This window comes from Bradyrhizobium sp. Unk1, assembly GCF_059512345.1.
On record NZ_JCAMOP010000075.1, the window covers coordinates 1 to 19182 of the forward strand.

Genomic DNA, 19182 nt, shown 5'->3' on the forward strand with positions numbered 1-19182 from the left:
AGCAACGACCGATTAAGAGGGCGAGATAAAAGGGGCTCGCCGGTCGAACCGCAAGCCATTGGCATGGCTTGGGTTCTCGCGTGCCGGCCGGTCGGGGCGCGTGCCGCGCTTTGCATTTTAGCGAATGCAATCAATAGCGTTTTTGGCACCGTGCGCGCTTTTGATCGTTTGGAAGTCCTGCCGTGAGCGTGCGCGACAGCGACCTGCGTGTTCGGCCCGGGCGCATCCGCAGTACCCGCGCGCCGAAGCAAAAGAGCTTTATCAACCAGGTGCTGCGTGCCGCGAAGAAAGCTGGACACACCTCGGGTCAGGCAGTGGCCGGCAGGCGTTCCGCAGCCTATGGGCGCTCGGCGTTTGGCCGCGGTAGGCTCGCGTTTAGCCGCAGCCGATTGTTCAGCCCGACGCGGCGCGCCGTGGTAAAAGCGCGCGTTGTTCGTCACAAGGGGCGAGCATTCCGCTCGGCGCCGCTGACGGCCCATCTTTCGTACTTGAAGCGCGACGGCGTCACTCAGAGCGGTGAGAGAGCCGAGATGTTCGACGCCGGCAGCGACCGAGCCGATGCCCGGGCGTTTGCGGAACGGTGCCAGGACGATCGGCATCATTTTCGGTTCATCATCTCGCCCGAGGATGCCGGCGAGATGACCGACCTCAGGGCTTTCACCCGCGATCTCGCCCGGCAAATGGAGATCGACCTCGGCACGCGGCTCGATTGGGGCGCTGTTGATCACTGGAATACGGACAATCCTCACGTCCATCTTCTGGTTCGGGGAGTCGTTGAGGGCGGCACTGATCTCGTGATCTCCCGCGACTACATCAGCCGAGGCCTGCGCTCACGCGCCGAGGAATTGGTCGCGATCGAACTGGGTCCGAAACCAGAGCACGAGATCCGTAAATCGCTGGAGAGGGAAGTCACGGCAGAGCGATGGACGCGGCTTGATCACGAGATCCGGCGGGCGGCCGACGAAACCGGCTATATCGATCTTCGTCCCGATAGTGCCGGCAGATCGGATCCCGAGATCCGGCGCCTGATGGTAGGCCGCCTCCAGCACCTGGATAAGATGGGCCTTGCGGCGTCAGCGGCACCTGGCGAATGGATGGTCGGGCTCGAGGCCGAACGCAGCTTGCGCGACCTCGGGATGCGCGGCGACATCATCAAGACGATGCACCGCGCCTTTACCGAGCGTGGTGAGGTGCGCGGTATTGCCGACTACGTCATCGAAGGTGGAAGGCCGACATCTCAGATCGTCGGACGCTTGATTGATCGAGGATTGCATGACGAACTGACCGGAGAGGCTTATGCGGTGATCGACGGAACAGACGGACGTGCGCACCACGTCCGCCTCCCGGGGATTGAAGCCTTCGAGCATGCTCCGCCGGCGGGTGGAATCGTCGAAGTCCGACGCTTTGGTCAAAACGGCGATCCGCAACCCACCGTGGTGCTCGCGCCCCGTTCCGATCTCGATCTTGGTGAGCAGGTCACCGCGAGAGGAGCAACCTGGCTTGACCACCGGTTGGTCGAACGCGATCCGATGCCGCTCGCCATGGGTGGATTCGGCCGCGAGGCCCGTGACGCCATGGAAGCCCGGACCGAGCATCTGATTGAGGACGGCCTGGCACGGCGGCAGGGCCAGCGTGTCATCCTGCAACGCGATCTGCTGAACACGCTGCGTCGACGCGAACTGGACGAGGTCGGAGCCAAGGTCTCGGTAGACTCCGGCCTGCCTCACGTAAAGGCGGCGTCCGGCGAGCATGTGGCAGGCACGTATCGCCAGCGGCTGACGCTCGCCTCGGTCCGGTTCGCCATGATCGATGACGGGCTTGGCTTTCAGCTCGTGCCCTGGTCTCGCGAGCTCGAGAAGAAGTTCGGCCAACACGTGACCGGCGTCGTGAAGGACGGCGGTGGCATCGAATGGGGCTTTGGTCGGAAGCGAGACCTCGGCCTCTAGCAGGTTACGGAAGGACCGTCGGGATGTCAGGAACCAAGATCCTCTGGGGACAAGTGATCGTTGTCGGCCTGATCGTTTTAACGGCCATCTGGGGAGCAACCGAGTGGACCGCTTGGAGGCTTGCCTACCAGCCGGAACTTGGGCGGCCGTGGTTCGAGTTGAGGGGCTGGAAGATCTACTATCCGCCGATCTTCTTCTGGTGGTGGTTCGTCTACGATGCCTATGCGCCTCAGGTGTTTGTCGAGGGGGCCTTCATTGCGGCGTCGGGGACCTTCGTTTCGATCGCGGCGGCGATCGGCATGTCGGTGTGGCGGGCCCGCGAGGCCAAGAATGTTGAGACCTATGGCTCGGCGCGCTGGGCCGGTCTGGAAGAGGTGAGAGCGGCCGGTCTTCTCGGTCCAGATGGCGTGGTGCTGGGCAAGCTCGACGATGATTACGTGCGCCATGATGGACCCGAACACGTGTTGTGTTTTGCTCCCACCCGCTCCGGCAAAGGTGTCGGTCTCGTCGTCCCCTCGCTGCTAACTTGGCCCGGCTCGGCCATCGTTCACGACATCAAGGGCGAGAACTGGCAACTGACGGCCGGTTTCCGCTCGCGGCACGGCCGCGTCCTGTTATTCGACCCGACCAATGCAAATTCGTCTGCCTACAATCCGCTGATCGAGGTCCGGCGCGGGGAGTGGGAGGTCCGCGACGTCCAGAATGTCGCCGACGTCCTGGTTGACCCCGAAGGCTCACTCGACAAGCGAAACCATTGGGAGAAGACCAGTCATTCGCTCCTGGTGGGTGCCATCCTTCACGTCCTCTACGCCGAGGCCGACAAAACCTTGGCCGGTGTGGCCGCCTTCCTGTCCGACCCGAAGCGGCCGATCGAGGCGACGCTGAAGGCTATGATGACCACCTCGCACCTCGGCGAGCAGGGCGCACATCCCGTGGTCGCCTCGACCGCGCGCGAACTGCTCAACAAGTCCGAGAATGAACGCTCCGGTGTCCTGTCCACGGCGATGTCATTCCTCGGTCTTTACCGCGATCCCGTGGTGGCCCGGGTGACCCGCCGCTGCGACTGGCGGATTGCCGACTTGATCGCGGATACTCGTCCGACGACGCTTTATCTCGTGGTGCCGCCTTCCGACATCTCGCGGACCAAGCCCCTAATTCGTCTCGTGCTGAATCAGATCGGGCGGCGCCTGACCGAGGACTTGCACGCCAGCAACCGCCGGCACCGTGTCTTGATGATGCTCGACGAGTTCCCGGCGCTCGGGCGGCTCGATTTCTTCGAGTCCGCGCTGGCCTTCATTGCGGGTTACGGCATCAAGAGCTTTTTGATCGCGCAATCGCTCAATCAGATCGAGAAGGCCTATGGGCCGAACAACGCCATTCTCGACAACTGCCACGTCCGGGTCAGCTTCGCGACCAACGACGAGCGGACGGCCAAACGGGTATCCGACGCGCTGGGCACGGCGACCGAAATGCGCGCGATGAAGAATTATGCTGGTCATAGATTGAACCCCTGGCTGGGACACCTCATGGTATCCCGACAGGAGACGGCAAGACCACTCTTGACCCCCGGCGAGGTCATGCAGCTTCCGCCGCGAGACGAAATTGTCATGCTCGCGGGCACGCCGCCGATCCGGGCAATGAAGGCTCGCTATTACGAGGATCGCCGGTTGACCGAGCGGGTGTTACCGCCGCCCGATCCGGCGGCCTCCGGCCGATCATCACGAACGGACGGATGGTCGATGCTCGGACCGCTCAAGCCGACGACGGATGCGTCCGGCGCGGCAGGGCAGGGGGAGGACGCGGCCAATGGTGGACTCCGCCGTGAGCCCGAGCTCCCCGATCATGTCGCGATCGTCAAGGAGACCACCGATTCAACGCCGGCGGAAGAATTTGCCGTTGTTCTTGACGACGACGAGGATGCGGTCCGCCAATCTCGGCTGCTCCGTCAGCAGATGCGTGGCGTCGCCCGTCAAGTCGCGATGGACCCGGATGACGGCATGGAGCTGTGAGCCAACATGCGCGATCGCATGAATGTGTACTTTCCGCCGGAGCTTCTGAAGCAGATCGCGGATCTTGCGGATCGGAAGAATCTTTCCAGGTCTGCGATCGTGGAAGCGGCAGTTGCGTCCTTTCTGTCACCAGACGGAGCAGACAGGAAGGAGGCGGCGTTCACCCGTCGATTGGATCGCCTATCGCGTCAGATGCAGAGGCTGGAGCGTGACGTCGGCCTGACCGCCGAAACCCTGGCCCTCTTCATCCGCTTCTGGCTGACGATCACGCCGCCGTTGCCCAACGACGCGCAGGCCGCCGCACAGCTCAAGGGGCGAGAGCGCTTTGAAGGGTTTGTCGAAGCGCTCGGACGTCGCTTGCAGAAGGGTCAGAGTTTTCTGCGCGAAATTCCGGAAGACATCGTTCGTCAGGAAACGAGCAGCGATACCTGATTGAACGACGCCGGCCCTCCTTTTTCTACGCCAGCCCACGACCGCAGCAATTTAGCCAAGCCGACAAGGAGTTCGACGCGCTATCGGCCCGAATGAGCTTAGGAGCAAGGGGGCCAGATGCAGAGTTCAGCGGCATGGCGTCTTATCGCGCGCGTTTTTCTCCCGTTCGCCGCTGGATACTATCTTTCATACCTGTTTCGAACGATCAACGCTCTGATCTCCGGCCATCTGATCTCGGATATCGGACTCAGGACCTCTGACCTCGGGTTGCTTACGTCGGTCTACTTCTTCGTCTTCGCGGCGGCTCAGATCCCCATCGGTATATTGCTGGACCGCTTTGGCCCGCGTCGCGTGCAAAGTGCATTGCTCTTGGTCGCCGCCGCGGGTGCCGGCCTGTTCGCGACGTCGACGGGATTGCCGTCGCTCTTGATTTCGCGAGCAATGATCGGCCTTGGGGTGGCGGCCGCGCTGACGGCCGGGTTGAAATCCATCGTTCTTTGGTTTCCCAAGGAACGAGCGGCCTTGCTGAACGGCTACATGATCATGCTGGGTTCGTTCGGAGCGGTGACTGCCACGACCCCTGCCGAACATCTGCTCGTCTGGATCGGCTGGCGACAGCTCTTTGAAATCCTGGCGACCGCGACCGGTGCCACGGCCGTGCTCGTCTACATCGTGGTCCCTGAACGTGTCACCACCCCATCAATAGGATTAACTCCCGCCACGCTTGGTTCCGTTTTTAGCGACAAGCGCTTCTGGCGAATTGCCCCGTTGTCGGCGACTTGCGTGGGATCAGCCTGGTCTCTGCAGGGATTGTGGGCGGCACCGTGGCTGACGGACGTAGAGGGACTTGGTCGTGAGAGCCTCGTCGGACAGCTATTCATCATGTCGATCGTACTTTGCGGCGGTGCTTGGTTGTTCGGCACAACGGTCCACTGCATCCGACGAAGAGGGGGCGGTGCGGAAACAATATTGGCAGTGGTCGCGATGCTCTTCATCGCAGCCGAGCTTGCCTTGATCCTGCGCGCGCCTTTGCCCTCCATATTGCCGTGGTCTGTTGTCGCCATTGTCGGAACGGCGACCGTGGTCAGTTTTGCAGTCATAGCTGATTACTTTCCGCCAGAGCTTGCCGGACGTGCCAACGGTGCCTTGAACGTACTGCACTTCGGATGGGCATTTTTGGCTCAATACGGGACAGGCTTGATTTTGGAGCAATGGCGCACGGATGGTAGCCATGGGCCCATCCTGGCATATCAGATCGCATTTGGTGTCAACGCTGCACTGCAGATCGGGGCGTTGGTTTGGTTCGCGCTACCGTCGCTCCGATCCTTCACTAGGTGGATGGGTTCAATTGCCTTCTTCGCGCCGGCTAGCGTTTCCGAGTCAGTTGAATCGGCAATTTCATACGAGCAAGCGATCGTACTAATACCGATCGATGGCGATGCGGAGTGGTGAGCCGCGATCTGCAGCGTTGCGCGCAAACCCTTCCCGACGAACACTGATCAAAATCCATCGCTATTGAACTTGTTCATTCGAGCAGGCGTCAAATATCTGTTCCCGGTCTTTCTTTTTCTACGCCAGCCTACGATCACCGTAAGCGCTTGTTGCCCCAAATCGCTCAGTGGCTTTTCTAATCAACCCATCTGAGGACGCTCTCTAAACGTCCTCATTCGGTGGGGGCGACGGTGGTGATCCAATCCTTTCAATCGGAGGCAAATTCGCGTGGTGCGCGAATGCTGCGTAGTGCGCTTGGCGCAGCCATTGCGGGCTACCTGGAAGACGACACAATCATCGAGGTGATGCTCAATCCGGATGGACGGTTGTGGGTTGATCGGCTGTCTAGTGGCCTCACTGATACCGGCGAAACTTTGTCTGCGGCGGACGGCGAGCGTATCGTTCGTCTGGTGGCACACCACGTAGGCGCTGAGGTGCATGCTGGCTCGCCACGCGTCTCTGCCGAGCTACCTGTGACCGGCGAGCGCTTTGAAGGGTTGTTACCTCCAGTCGTTGCGGCTCCCGCCTTCGCTATCCGTAAGCCCGCGGTCGCGGTCTTCACACTCGACGACTATGTGGCCGCGGGAACGATGACATCAGATCAGGCCTGCGCCTTAAGGGCCGCGGTCGCCGCGCGCAAGAACATCCTCGTCGCAGGCGGTACGTCGACCGGCAAGACAACCTTGACCAACGCGCTCTTGGCCGAGGTTGCAAAGACCTCCGATCGCGTCGTTCTGATCGAAGATACACGCGAACTCCAATGCAAGGCGCCCAACCTCGTGGCGCTGCGGACCAAGGACGGCGTGGCCACCTTATCTGACCTTGTCCGCTCCTCGCTTCGATTGCGTCCTGACCGCATCCCGATCGGCGAAGTCCGGGGCGCCGAAGCGCTCGACTTGCTCAAGGCCTGGGGCACCGGTCATCCCGGTGGCATCGGCACCATTCACGCCGGCACCGCACTGGGCGCTCCGACGGCTCGAGCAGCTCATTCAGGAAGCCGTCATCACGGTTCCGCGCGCGCTGATCGCCGAGACCATCAACCTTGTCGCCGTGCTCGCCGGTCGCGGCACTGATCGTCGCCTTGCCGAACTCGCCCTCGTCGCGGGGCTTGGGACGACTACAGCCTTTCACCAGCAGGAGACTGACATGCGTCCGCAATTTCGCTTTCTTCGAGAAGCCGCTTCACTCGCAGCCTTCGGTACCGTTCTTCTAACGACGGCGCCGGCATGGGCGGCTGGCTCGAACATGCCGTGGGAACAGCCACTCAATCAAATCCTGCAGTCGGTTGAAGGTCCGGTCGCCAAGATCATCGCCGTCATCATCATCGTTATTACAGGACTCACGCTCGCCTTCGGCGATTCGTCCGGTGGCTTTCGGCGACTGATCCAGATCGTGTTCGGTCTGTCGATCGCGTTCGCGGCCTCGAGCTTCTTCCTGTCGTTCTTCTCCTTTGGCGGCGGCGTGGTGATCTGATGGATGAGCCAGTCGCAGGTTTCGTGGTGCCCGTTCATCGCGCGCTCACCGAACCCATCCTGATGGGCGGGGCGCCGCGATCGGTCGCAATCGTCAACGGTACATTGGCCGCCTGCGTACCCGTTCCAGACGGGTACCAAGACCGATGAGCATTGACCGAACGGTTGAAAACGACGGCCGGTTCCTTAGCCACAGGAAGCGTCTGATGGATTCAGCACGAGGCGAGAGCCGGGTTTCTTCGGATGATTCGCGGGCGGTTGCCCCATGGCGGCCCAGACCGCGATGGCGATCCCGAAGGCCGACAGTACGGCGAACGCGATCGGATATCTTTGAGTATCACTTATGGGTCAGTGCGAGATATCAAGCTTCCGCATCTCCCGCAGCCGGGGCAGGCAATAATCGCGGTAAAGGGTTTCGATGAATGTCCGCATCACCGCATCCCCATCTGGTCCAATGGCGGCAGCTTGATCCTGTTCGGTTTCAGGAATGTGTCGCGGCTTCGAAAAATGGTTTCGACGTCTACGGCGTTTCCCGGCCCGGACCAGCCGGCTACGCGCGGACTGAGATCGTAATTGCGGTGTGCTATACTGAAGCGGATAGCAGCTGGAGGGGACGGTGTCTGATCTTTCCCATTGGCAACTCGACGGCAGCGCGCCGGAGCTCTCGGCGAACGTCCGGGGAAATTTCTGCCGACAATTAAAAGGCTAGCCTCGGCACCAAGCATCACTCTGGCTGGCGCATTCGCGAAAAATTTCCGCGGCGCCCTTGATGTCCGAAAATGTTCAAATCGCCGCCAATGTGCGCTCTCTTACGCGATCGCCCTCGGGTGTTCGCATTGACGTTGCCCGTCGCACAATCGACTCTTGTCCTGTCGAGCTTTGTGTGAAGAGGAGGCCACGTGGGATACAATCGACGAGAGAAAACTAGCGGCCAACAGTCACAAGTGAGTCTATCCCCTCCGAAAACCGCAGAGCCGTGCACAGTGCCATTCGCTCAGCGGCTCTCCTGCACGATTGACGATGCATGCCAAGTGACCGGCTTAGGACGCACGAAGCTTTACGAGTTGATAGGAGCTGGGTGTATCGTCACGACCACGATCGGACGACGGCGACTGGTAGTGGTGCGCTCACTTCTGGCGCTTCTTGACTCCAACATGTCGAATTAATGGACGTACGACTTAAGGGAAAAACCTCGCTTTGAATGCGCTGTTCTTCGGCCCCTCATTTCGAAACGACCGCGCTCCCTTAGCCCCCCTGAACTCGTCCGCCCACCACCTTAATGGCGCTCCGGTCAGAACTCGGCGGCATGGGTGGATAGGCTGCTAAGAGAGAGGCACACATCGGACACAGGCTGGCTCGCCAACCCTTTCACCGAGGGATAGCGCGACTGCATGCTGGGCACGTGACGGGCGACCGTCGAAGCGATGCGGCCCATCAGTTCATCACTTCCGTGAGCAGACCCTCATGGAAAGTCTTGCTTTGAACGAGCCTTTCTTTGCTGTCTTCACCCGGTGTTGCTTGCCAAGCCATCGGATTAGGGGCCGGGTGCTGTCGTCCGACTTACTCGAACGCCCGGCCGAGCCGAGTTCCAAGTTCCATTTCGCCCTCCGGGGACGCCGGATCGGCTGAGGCCAGAAGCCCAAATAGGGTCGTGCATGAAAGCCAATGAAGCATAGGAGGCAAGCAAGTGACTAAATGCATTGATCACACCAGCGCGGCAGGAACGTACCGAAGTCGCGGGTGTTCGATCCTCTGCTCCATTCCGCACTGGCATTTTCATCGGGCAGACCATTCCGAGGCACCACACATGGCTCTATCGCGCACAAGTTCTTCATCGTTTAGGCCGGCTGTCGCGGTGGTCGCCGGCGGCGCCGTCCTGCTGGCGGCGACGGCCCTGGTAAACCGACAGCTTGCGCGGAAGGCGGAACGCGCAAATCCACATCGAGGCAAATTCATCGATGTCGATGGCGTTCGGCTCCACTACGTGGAGCGCGGCAGCGGCCGTCCGCTGCTTCTGCTCCACGGCAACGGCACAATGATCGAGGATCTGCAGTCGAGCGGCCTGATCGACCGCGCGGCTGAGAAGTACAGGGTAATCGCGTTCGATCGCCCGGGCTTCGGCCACAGCTCGAGGCCCCGGGGCGGTGTTTGGGGGCCGAACGAACAGGCGGACTTGTTCCGGAAGGCCCTCGAACGGTTGGGCATTCAGCGTGCGATCGTGCTTGGGCATTCGTGGGCGGCTTTGATCGCCGTCGCACTGGCCACAAGGCACCCCGCTCTCGTTGAAGGGCTGGTGCTCGCGTCGGGATACTATTTTCCGACTTCTCGCCTCGATCTGGCGGCGCCGTCCGTTCCGGCGATCCCCGTACTGGGAGACGTTATCAGCAACACCATCTCGCCGGTCCTTGCCCGGTTGATGTGGCCAACCCTCTTGCGCAAGGTCTTCGGACCGCAGCCGGTCCCGGGAAAGTTCGCCGGCTTCCCGGTCGAAATGGCTGTGAGACCGTCGCAGCTCCACGCTAGTGCAGAGGAGTCCGCGATGATGGTTCCGATGGCTGGGGCGGCTTCGAAGACCTACCGCGAAATCAAGATGCCAATGGTCATAATTGCGGGCGAGGACGACCGCTTGATCGACGTCGAGCAATCCGCGCGATTGCATCGCATGATCAGTCACAGCAGGCTGCGACGCATCGCTGGGGCGGGGCATATGATCCAGCAGACTAACACTTCGGAGTTGATGGCGGCCGTCGATGAGGTGGCCTCCATTTCAGTCCAAGGCGCTCGCGATCCGGCACGCGTCATCACGGCCGATCGTTAGTCGGCGGGCACTCCGGGCAAGTGTCGCCCATCGAGTCCAGGACGTCCCAGACTTCTGCGTTCGCTTCGTCTGGAGAGATGCCATCGAGCGGATCCTGACGGGCGAGACGGAGGGCGCGTGGGCGCGCGTGCGGATCGGCTGGTCTCTCGCCTCACTGTGCTCCTCGCATTCGTGGATGGCGCCGGCCACCAGCAATACGTCGATCGCCCAGCCGCGTAGCGTCCTGATCCGTAGCTTTTGCTCCTGCAGAAACGAGTCCTTCTGCCGAGCGGGTCGCCCGAAACTTACCGCTGCTTGGAACCCCGATCGGTGACGACTGCACGGCCCGAGATGATCGTATGAACCCTATGGCGACAGAAGACTTATCCTGCGTCCGTCCATGCTCAGAGGGAGATCCGCAGATGACATCTGCAAATCCACCGAACAGGAAATGTGAAGGCGAGGCGTCTTGGTGGGCGGGACGGCCATGATCGGGCTAGGTTCGGGCGGGGAAGCGCCAGCGACCAGTTCCGATGCCGCACGGCGGGGCTTCGATGTCTCGTTCGAGGTGAATGGCGAGCCGCTCAATTTTCGTCTCGACACTCGCACCACGCTACTCGATGCGCTGCGCGAGCATGCTCACCTCACCGGCACGAAGAAGGGGTGCGATCACGGTCAGTGCGGCGCCTGCACGGTCATCGTCAACGGCGTGCGCATCAATTCGTGTCTCACGCTTGCCGTCATGCACGAAGGTGACAAGATCACGACGATCGAAGGACTGGGGGAGCCGGACCACCTTCATCCGATGCAGGCTGCCTTCGTCGAGCACGACGGCTATCAGTGCGGATACTGCACGCCCGGGCAAATCTGCTCGGCGGTCGCGGTGCTCGAGGAGATCAAAGCGGGCATCCCGAGCCACGCCAGCGTTGATCTGACGTCTCATCCCGAGCTCACGAATGCCGAACTCCGGGAACGAATGAGCGGGAATATCTGCCGCTGCGGCGCCTACTCCAACATCGCCGACGCAATAGCCCAGGTCGCGGAGAGCAGCACATGAAGGAGTTTACCTACGAACGTGCCACGTCGGCCCAGGAAGCCGCCGCCAAGGCGCAGAGAATCGAAGGCGCGAAGTTTATCGCAGGTGGTACCAATCTGCTCGATCTGATGAAGTTGGAGATCGAGACGCCGGACCACCTCATCGACGTCAACGGACTGGGCCTCGATATGATCGAGACAACCCCAGAGGGCGGACTGCGCATTGGCGCGTTGGTCCGGAATACCAGTCTTGCCGCTGACCTGCGCGTCCGGCGGGACTACGCCGTTCTCAGCCGAGCGCTTCTCGCCGGCGCTTCCGGTCAGCTCCGCAACAAGGCGACGACCGCGGGAAATCTCCTGCAGCGGACCCGCTGTCCCTACTTCTACGACACGAACCAACCATGCAATAAGCGAAGCCCGGGTGCGGGCTGTGCCGCGATCGACGGCGTCAGCCGACAACTCGGGATAATCGGCGTCAGCGAGGCATGCATAGCCACCCATCCGTCAGACATGGCGGTCGCCATGCGGGTGCTGGACGCCGAGGTCGAGACCGTGGATCCGGCGGGGCAGGCGCGAAAGATTCCCGTTGCTGATTTTCACCGGCTTCCCGGAGACTCTCCGCACATCGAGACTTCGCTTTACTCCGGCGAACTCATCACGGCGGTGACGTTGCCGCCTCCGGTCAGCGGTAATCACATCTACCGAAAGGTTCGTGATCGCGCCTCCTATGCGTTCGCCCTTGTCTCTGTCGCCGCCATTCTTCAGCGCGATGGGACGGGTCGTGTGGCAGTTGGCGGCGTGGCCCACAAGCCGTGGCGGGTTGAGGAAGCCGAGGCCGAGTTGCCGAAAGGCGCCAAGCCCTTCGCCGCTGGGCTGCTGGCCGATGCAAAACCCACCCAGGACAACGCGTTCAAGCTACCTCTCGTCGAACGGACGGTGGCGGCCGCCATAAACGAAGCGAGACAGTGATGAAGTTCGATAAACCCGCTGGAGCCAACCCGATCGACCGCATGCGGGTCGTGGGACGCGCGCACCCCCGCATCGACGGTCCATTGAAGACGTCGGGAAGGGCAACGTACGCCTATGAGCATAAGGACGTGGTGGCCAACCCGGCCTACGGCGTCATCGTGGCATCGGCGATAAGCAAGGGTCGCATTGAGCACATGGATGTGCAGGCCGCGGAGCGCGCCGCGGGGGTCATCGCCGTCGTGACGGCTGATAATGCCGGAAAGCTCGGCAAGGGAAAATTCAACACGGCCAAGCTGCTCGGCGGCCCTGAAGTGGATCATTATCATCAGGCAATCGCGGTCGTGGTGGCGGAGACGTTCGAGCAGGCGCGGGCGGCCGCGGCACTGGTCGGGATAAAGTATTCACGCAAAGAAGGCAGCTTCGATCTCGTCGAAGCGTTGAAGGAGGCGCCGCTTGCAAAGGACCCTAACAGTCCCGACAAGGACGCACCTCCCGAAAGCCGCACTGGCGACTTTCAGCAGGCTTTCTCTCGAGCTCCCGTCAAGCTTGACGAACTCTATACGACCCCCGACCAGAGCCATTCGATGATGGAGCCCCATGCATCCATCGCCGAATGGAAAGGAGACAAGTTGACCGTTTGGACATCCAACCAGATGATCGACTGGGGCCGGTCGGATCTGGCGACTACGCTCGGAATCCCGAAGGAAAACGTTCGCTTCGTATCGCCTTATGTCGGCGGCGGCTTCGGCGGCAAGCTGTTCCTGCGCTCCGACGCTGTGATGGCGGCCCTTGGAGCAAAGGCGGCGGGCCGACCAGTGAAAGTCACGCTGCCGCGTCCGCTGATTCCCAACAACACGACGCATCGTCCGGCCACCCGGCAGCGCATCCGGATCGGCGCGGCCCACGACGGGCACATCATGGCAATTGCCCACGAAAGCGGCTCGGGCGATCTTCCTGAGGGCCAGCCCGAGACTGCGATCAATCAGACGAGGCTGCTGTACGCGGGGCCCAGTCGTCTGACCTCGATGCGACTGGCCGTCCTGGACTTGCCCGAGGGAAATTCGATGCGCGCGCCTGGCGAGGCGCCGGGAATGATGGCGCTCGAGATCGCGATGGACGAATTGGCGGAGAAACTCGGGATGGATCCTGTCGAACTGCGCATCGTCAACGACACCCAGGTCGACCCGGAGAAACCGGACCGGCCGTTCTCTCAGCGAAACCTGGTGCAGTGTCTGCGCGAGGGCGCAGAGCGCTTTGGCTGGCGAAACCGCAATTCGAATCCTGCGAATAGGCGCGAGGGAAGCTGGTTGATTGGAACGGGTGTGGCAGCCGCCTTCCGGAACAACTTGCTTGTTCCGTCCGGCGCGCGCGTCTATCTGGGGCAGGACGGGCTCGTCACCGTCGAGACCGATATGACGGACATCGGCACCGGCAGTTACACGATCATCGCGCAGACCGCTGCCGAGATGATGGGTATCGACATGGAAAAGGTCGTGGTTCGGCTCGGCGACTCCTCCTTCCCGGTCTCTTCCGGATCCGGAGGGCAGTTCGGTGCCAACAGTTCGACTTCGGGCGTCTACGCGGCGTGCGTCAAGCTGCGGGAAGCCGTGGCGCAGCGGCTCGGCTTCAACTCAGCGGAGGCGACGTTCGAGGATGGTCAAGTGCGCGCCGGCAATCGATCGGCGAAGCTGGTTGACGCCGTCCACGCCGGCGAGCTCGTCGCCGAAGACACGATGGAATGGGGAGCTCTCGGCAAGACCTTTCAGCAATCGACGTTCGGTGCTCACTTCGTCGAAGTCGCCGTCGACGCCTTCACGGGCGAAATTCGGGTACGGCGCATGCTCGCCGTCTGTGCTGCGGGCCGCATCCTGAATCCGACGACCGCGCGAAGTCAGGTGATCGGAGCCATGACCATGGGCGTTGGCGCGGCGCTTATGGAGGAATTGGCGGTAGACAAACGCCGTGGCTTCTTCGTCAACCACGACCTTGCCGGTTATGAAGTACCGGTCCATGCCGACATACCGCATCAGGAAGTGATCTTTCTCGAGGAGGCCGATGACAAGGTCTCGCCGATGAAGGCGAAGGGCGTGGCCGAGCTCGGCATATGCGGGGTAGCCGCTGCGGTCGCAAATGCCGTCTATAATGCGACTGGCGTTCGGGTGCGAAACTACCCGGTGACCCTCGACAAGCAAATCGCTGCGTTACCCGTGGTGGCCTAGCGCAAGGCGGTGCAGAGTAGATAACCCATGGGACGACCCACCTGCCGCCGCGTTGTCGAGTAGCATTAAGTCAGGACCGCTGGCCTGACCATCACGGCTGCCTCCGAAAGGCGGTGGTATGATCTGGTTCTCGACATTAATTTGCAAGGACACACGTGGAGCCTGTGCTGGAGTAGCTACCGCCGACGGACGACGTTTTTTTTCTGAGCGGATACGGCTCCGGCGGTGTGCCTGAATGCTCTTGGGCACCCGCCTTAAAATAGCCCTGCATAGGTGAACCGCTCAAGCGCATGATCGACATTGTGCTGACAGCGCGACTGTTCGTTAACGATCAAGACAAGCGCACTGAACCGTTGTAAAGCTCCCAGGTCCAAAGAGTTTGCCGACCATGCTCTGCGGATACGAAGCTCGGCGTGTTCGCATGCCGGGCTTCGTTTTACCCTTTAACTGCGCAATCTTCGGGTGATTGCTTTTCTTGCACCGAGATTGCTTTGTCGGGAATAAAGAACCCAGTGAGCGATGGTGGTGAGCCGCCAACTTTGCAGCCTGCATCCGTAGCGGCTCATGTACTGGCCATTAAAATGCTGGTTTTGATGATCAGTCGGCCGGCGCCGATCGAGTAGGCGCCCTATGTCACGTTATCAATGGGAATGTCAGGGTTGTGGTCGTGCCCGCGCTGGTACTGCTCTGATCGATGGCGCCGCCTATTTGCCTCGCGAGGGAGGCGATCAGTTTGAGGCCCGAGCCGTTTTGGTTTGGGTTTGCCATGCCACGTCCATTGTCGGACACCGTCAGACGGGCTTGGCTATAATCGACACCCCCGATTAATTTGACTCTGATTTTTCCTCCGCCCGAGCCGAAGGCGTGCTTTATACTGTTCATTGCGGTCTCATTGAGAATGAGTCCCACCGGGAGCGCTCGGTCGATCGTCAGTTCGAGCTCGTCACACTCAACTTCTACTTCCACCTCTTCGACCTGGTTACGGATAGCACTACAAAGCGCTCGGATATAATGGGATAGTCTGACGACCTGTCCTTCTGCCCGAGGAGCAAGTTGATCATGCGCGAGTGAAATCGCATTGATGCGGCTAGCGACGTGATCAAGGGCTCGATGCGACTCCGGGTCGCTGTACCTGCGCTTTTGTATTGAGATTGAGGATAAGACGAGCTGGAAGTTATTTTTGACGCGGTGTTGCATCTCCCGAAGCAAGATCTGCCCTCTTTGCGCTTCGGCCACGGCGGCCATTAGACGCGCTTGCTCATCAGGACGCGCATTGTGGCGCAGCACGGTACCTATCATGGCCGCCACAGCGGTCAAAAACTCCGTGGTGTCCTGCGAGAAGTCTCTTGGTGCCGTACTGTCCACCTCTAAAACCCCCCACGCAGCGCCGTTTATCAGTACAGGTACGTTGCTGACGGCCACGATGCCATGCTCGGCTAAAAATTCGGAGCGAATGAAGTCGTTTTGCTCGGCGAAGTTTCTGATGCTTACTGGCTCCCCTGCTTGAAAAGCCCGGCCGGGGGGCGAGCGCAAGTCAACGGAGAACGTCGCGGTGCGCACGACACCGTCTTTCCAGCCGACGCCTGCGACTAACAGAAGATCTGACGTCTCAGGACGATATCGAAGGATTTTTACGTGGTGAATCTCGATAGCTCTCGCGATCTGGATAACAGTCTTATCCAGGAAACGGTCCAGGTCTGCGTCTTCAACTGAAAGACGACCAATATCGACAAGGATGCGAATGTGTCGCCGGACTTTGTCGAGCACGTCGCCTTCGGTTTTACGCTCTTCCATCGGCTTCCAGCCTTCGCCAGGCCCAGGCAGCTAGGTCACTTCTGCGGATCGTCCCGGCGCTGAGCCGCTTCGGTATTCCGGGTCAAGCTGCGCGCGCTCGCCCCGGCTCAACCTTCCGGTCTGAAGCAGGCCATATAGAATGGCCCCACCGAGGACAAAGGCGCCGATAAAGAGCATCCAAACTCCGATTACCGAAGTATTGCCGAGCAGCATGCCGACGCCAGTATTTCCCATCTTCGTTCTCGCCGTTTGTCTTCGAGAACCAAACCCGGATTAGAGGGGAGGTTCCTCGACCTGATACCTGGAGGTGCACTACCGAGCTCGTTGGTGCCAGGTAGGGTGACGTCAACCGCGTCGCAGGTGAGGGTGGCAACGGGCTGCAATAGGAACGAAATAACGTGAAGCCGCTTGGTCGCTAAAGGTCTTGCGGTATGAAAGTCTCTGGGTTTGCGCTTGTCCTGGCAATTATCCTTCCCTGCGCCGCGTTCGCTCAAGGTGGCGGAGGCGGCGGAGGCGGTGGCTCCGCCGGTGGAGGAGCGGGTGGCACAGCCTCGTCCGGAGCGGCAACGGGCACAACGTCACCATCAAGCGCTGGTGCGGCCCGTGCAGGGTCAACCGCAAACCCGGGCGGAGCATCGCCGGGTGTGAACGACACTTCCAGAGCCAATCCCACTGATGCTGCGGGCTCAACCCAATCTGGCTCAAATCAGGGAACGGGAGAAACTAACGGCTCCGCAGGTGGCCGACAGGCACCCGGTACGAATGCCGCCGGTACGGCCGTGCCGTCAGGATCTTCAGGAGCCAGCGCGCAGGGTGCAGCGCCCGGAGGAATCGGGAAGCCGACGACGACGAGCGAGCAGGATAGCTATGCCAAAATCGATCAAGAGAATAACAAGCCAGACAGAACGGTAGGGAAGATTTGCAAAAATTGCTAAAGCTCATGCTTTGTTCGATCCTCATTTCGGGATTTGCGATCGTTCAAGCGACTGACGCAAAGAGCCTGCGACATGATCGCCACGCGCGGCTATCGGCCGCGGCGGATCAGCGAACCCCTGCCAGATCAGCCCAAGACCTCCGCGAGCCCGCGGACAAAGCATTGGACAAAAAAATCAAGAGTATATGCAGGGGATGTTAGGGCGGCTCATACGCGCCGTTTAGCCTTAGCAGACAGCAAGACAGTGAATAGCAATACGTAAGAACATCGCACCGCGTATCAGAAAGGACCTGGAAATGGACGACGAACGAAAATCATCGAAAGCGGGGGGACGGGCCGCTAAAGGCTTGCGCGAGGCAACGGCCAAGGAAGAGGCGAAAACCGAGAGCAAGACGGGGCACGATCTTGCCAAGAGCGCGGATCGCTTCGAAGAACGCTCGAAAAGCTCCGATGGAAAAAGCGCCCAAGAAAAACAAAAGGGCAAAATGTAGAGCCTGCGCTCTCCTGCGGAGCTTATGCTGATTTTTTGGTCTTCGCAGCTTTTCTCGCTCTGCCCCGCTCAGCCGGCGTGGGCGAAGCTTTCCCTTGTTGGCCAATGCTTGCGCGCAGCGCATCCATAAGGCTGACGACGTTGCTTGGAGGCTGTTTCTTCGCTGCCGGCAACGGGACGCCCTTCCTTTTTGGCGAGAAGTTCGGTTAAAGCCGCCTCGTAACGGTCTTCGAATTTTTCGGCCTCGAAAGGCCCGGATTTCTGTTCAACGATATGTTTTGCGAGATCGAGCATGTCCTTCGTGATCTTAACATCCTGAATGTCGCCAAAATATTCCGCTGCGTTGCGCAGTTCGTAAGGATAACGCAGCAGCATCCCCATGTGGCCTTTGTCGCGGGCTTCAAGGGCTATGATATGCTCGCGGTTTGTCAGGACGACGCGGGCGATGCGCCCAGGCTTCGGACCTGGCTCTCGCCCATGCGTCGGGGTCCGAGCGGTCTTTCCTATGCCCGTGATGGTCGCACTCGGTCACGGCTCCCTGATCGATAAGCGTTCCGAGGGCCCAGCCCTGCAGGGTGAGAAACGCCTGCCGGGTGCTGCCACCTGACGATGATCGCTTGAGATTGGTCTTCATGGGAAAGCCCCGAATCAATTTGTTCCTCTTTCTTATAGCACCGGCGTCAAGAGCCTCTGCGAAGCCAGACGATATCCCCGCTCTCCCGCATGCGCGAAGTCGTTCCCATCGCTGGAACTTCGTGGAATCGCTGGCATTAATGTGCGGGAAACTTGCTGACGGAGGATGCATGGCGGTAAATAAGCCGACGGGAGACAACGCCCGCAAAGGCGCTGTGAAAAAGCGCTCTCAGACGAAGAGCACGATTGGCGGCGCAAGCGCCTGGACCAAGCGCGACAGGAAGTCGGGGGAGTTCATGGCAGTGAAGCGCCCAGGCAAGAAGAAAAAGACGGCCAAGAAGTTTAAGGGCGTACGCGTCGAGAAAAAGAAGGCCGCGAAAAAACGTACGGCGAAGAAGACCGCTAAAAGGAAGACCGCCCGGCGCTAGGCCGCGTACGGGGAACGGTGAAAAGGTTCGGGGTGGATCGGCGCTTCGTAAATCTCGGCGCCACTCTCGTCCCGTACCCGGATATAGTTCCCGCGCTTCGAGAGTTCCGGATGCGATGCGCGATAAACTTCGCGTGCTCCTGCGCCTCGCGTCGGGATACGCATGGATGTCCGACCCTGTCATGGGCGGAAACAGAGCCGGCAAGATCGAAGAAGAACTGTTTCATAGAAGCTGAAACGCCGCTTCCCCGGCAGCGTTCCTAACGCCCCGCCGACAGCCGCCGGGCATTCGCCGCGACTATTTTCCTGTAATGATCGAGGACGTGGCCGCAGTCGCCGCCGTGGATGAAGATCGTTCCGGCCGCTGAGGCGGCGTCGAGCTTCTCCGTCACCATGAGAAACATCTCGTCAGAGGTGCCGTTTCCCGCGGCCAACTGCCGGAGCCGCAAATCCATGACCTCTAGCAGTCTGCTGAAAAACCTCGAAATGGAGCGTCCTCGCCGGTCGTTGTTGGGGCGATGCGGTGGAGTTGGA

The 19182-nt window shown here is 60.6% G+C and carries 14 protein-coding genes and 4 pseudogenes; 14 read left to right on the forward strand and 4 right to left on the reverse strand.

What is annotated here, in order from left to right; all coding sequences use genetic code 11:
- The 9 genes and pseudogenes from AC5ZFO_RS44940 to AC5ZFO_RS44980 form a co-directional block, all read left to right on the forward strand.
- On the forward strand, positions 1–186 hold a 186-nt coding region (locus tag AC5ZFO_RS44940; RefSeq protein WP_496123897.1), incomplete at its 5' end, for a hypothetical protein.
- Positions 183–1946, forward strand: a complete 1764-nt coding sequence (locus AC5ZFO_RS44945; protein ID WP_496123898.1) for a relaxase/mobilization nuclease domain-containing protein — start codon at positions 183–185, stop codon at positions 1944–1946. The genes AC5ZFO_RS44940 and AC5ZFO_RS44945, both read left to right, overlap by 4 nt.
- Positions 1947–1969: 23 nt before the next feature.
- Positions 1970–3955 (forward strand): conjugal transfer protein TraG, encoded by a 1986-nt coding sequence (locus AC5ZFO_RS44950; RefSeq protein ID WP_496123899.1) that lies wholly within the window; start codon positions 1970–1972, stop codon positions 3953–3955.
- 6 nt (positions 3956–3961) lie between these two features.
- On the forward strand, positions 3962–4387 hold the full coding sequence (locus AC5ZFO_RS44955) for a CopG family transcriptional regulator (RefSeq protein ID WP_282521366.1): 426 nt from the start codon (positions 3962–3964) through the stop codon (positions 4385–4387).
- A gap of 117 nt (positions 4388–4504) precedes the next feature.
- Positions 4505–5839 (forward strand): MFS transporter, encoded by a 1335-nt coding sequence (locus AC5ZFO_RS44960; protein WP_282521365.1) that lies wholly within the window; start codon positions 4505–4507, stop codon positions 5837–5839.
- Positions 5840–6117: 278 nt separating this feature from the next.
- A pseudogene (gene trbB / locus AC5ZFO_RS44965) lies at positions 6118–7023 on the forward strand (P-type conjugative transfer ATPase TrbB).
- Position 7024: 1 nt separating this feature from the next.
- Positions 7025–7351 carry a TrbC/VirB2 family type IV secretion system protein gene (locus AC5ZFO_RS44970; RefSeq protein ID WP_282521364.1) on the forward strand — a complete coding sequence of 109 codons (327 nt, stop codon included), beginning with the start codon at positions 7025–7027 and terminating at the stop codon, positions 7349–7351.
- Positions 7351–7470, forward strand: a pseudogene (locus AC5ZFO_RS44975) (VirB3 family type IV secretion system protein); the annotation flags it as partial. The gene AC5ZFO_RS44970 and the pseudogene AC5ZFO_RS44975, both read left to right, overlap by 1 nt.
- A 1687-nt stretch (positions 7471–9157) precedes the next feature.
- Positions 9158–10168, forward strand: coding sequence for an alpha/beta fold hydrolase (locus AC5ZFO_RS44980; protein WP_282521363.1), 1011 nt, complete (start codon positions 9158–9160; stop codon positions 10166–10168).
- On the opposite strand, the pseudogene AC5ZFO_RS44985 reads toward AC5ZFO_RS44980, so the two are convergent.
- Positions 10152–10417 (reverse strand): annotated as a pseudogene (locus AC5ZFO_RS44985) (hypothetical protein). The gene AC5ZFO_RS44980 and the pseudogene AC5ZFO_RS44985 sit on opposite strands and share 17 nt — an antisense overlap.
- Positions 10418–10634: 217 nt before the next feature.
- On the opposite strand from AC5ZFO_RS44985, the gene paoA reads away from it, so the two are divergent.
- Genes paoA through paoC form a run of 3 tightly spaced genes read left to right on the forward strand, consistent with a single transcriptional unit; the run spans position 10635 to position 14370 of the window.
- Positions 10635–11204, forward strand: a complete 570-nt coding sequence (gene paoA, locus AC5ZFO_RS44990) for an aldehyde dehydrogenase iron-sulfur subunit PaoA (protein ID WP_282521362.1) — start codon at positions 10635–10637, stop codon at positions 11202–11204.
- Positions 11201–12151 carry an FAD binding domain-containing protein gene (locus AC5ZFO_RS44995; RefSeq protein WP_282521361.1) on the forward strand — a complete coding sequence of 317 codons (951 nt, stop codon included), beginning with the start codon at positions 11201–11203 and terminating at the stop codon, positions 12149–12151. The genes paoA and AC5ZFO_RS44995 overlap by 4 nt, the downstream gene beginning before the upstream one ends.
- Positions 12151–14370 (forward strand): aldehyde oxidoreductase molybdenum-binding subunit PaoC, encoded by a 2220-nt coding sequence (gene paoC / locus AC5ZFO_RS45000; RefSeq protein WP_282521360.1) that lies wholly within the window; start codon positions 12151–12153, stop codon positions 14368–14370. Before AC5ZFO_RS44995 ends, paoC begins: the two co-directional genes overlap by 1 nt.
- Before the next feature lie 633 nt (positions 14371–15003).
- Here paoC and AC5ZFO_RS45005 read toward each other — a convergent pair.
- Positions 15004–16164, reverse strand: a complete 1161-nt coding sequence (locus AC5ZFO_RS45005) for a sensor histidine kinase (RefSeq protein ID WP_282521359.1) — start codon at positions 16162–16164, stop codon at positions 15004–15006.
- A 1230-nt stretch (positions 16165–17394) separates the two neighbouring features.
- Here AC5ZFO_RS45005 and AC5ZFO_RS45010 point away from each other — a divergent pair.
- On the forward strand, positions 17395–17589 hold the full coding sequence (locus tag AC5ZFO_RS45010; protein ID WP_282521358.1) for a hypothetical protein: 195 nt from the start codon (positions 17395–17397) through the stop codon (positions 17587–17589).
- Between the two features lie 22 nt (positions 17590–17611).
- On the opposite strand, the pseudogene AC5ZFO_RS45015 reads toward AC5ZFO_RS45010, so the two are convergent.
- A pseudogene (locus AC5ZFO_RS45015) lies at positions 17612–18035 on the reverse strand (non-homologous end joining protein Ku); the annotation flags it as partial.
- Positions 18036–18391: 356 nt separating this feature from the next.
- Between AC5ZFO_RS45015 and AC5ZFO_RS45020 the strand changes: the two are divergent.
- Positions 18392–18649, forward strand: a complete 258-nt coding sequence (locus tag AC5ZFO_RS45020; protein WP_282521357.1) for a hypothetical protein — start codon at positions 18392–18394, stop codon at positions 18647–18649.
- Positions 18650–18908: 259 nt separating this feature from the next.
- Here AC5ZFO_RS45020 and AC5ZFO_RS45025 read toward each other — a convergent pair.
- The coding region (locus AC5ZFO_RS45025; protein WP_496123900.1) for a hypothetical protein at positions 18909–19182 on the reverse strand (274 nt) is incomplete at its 5' end.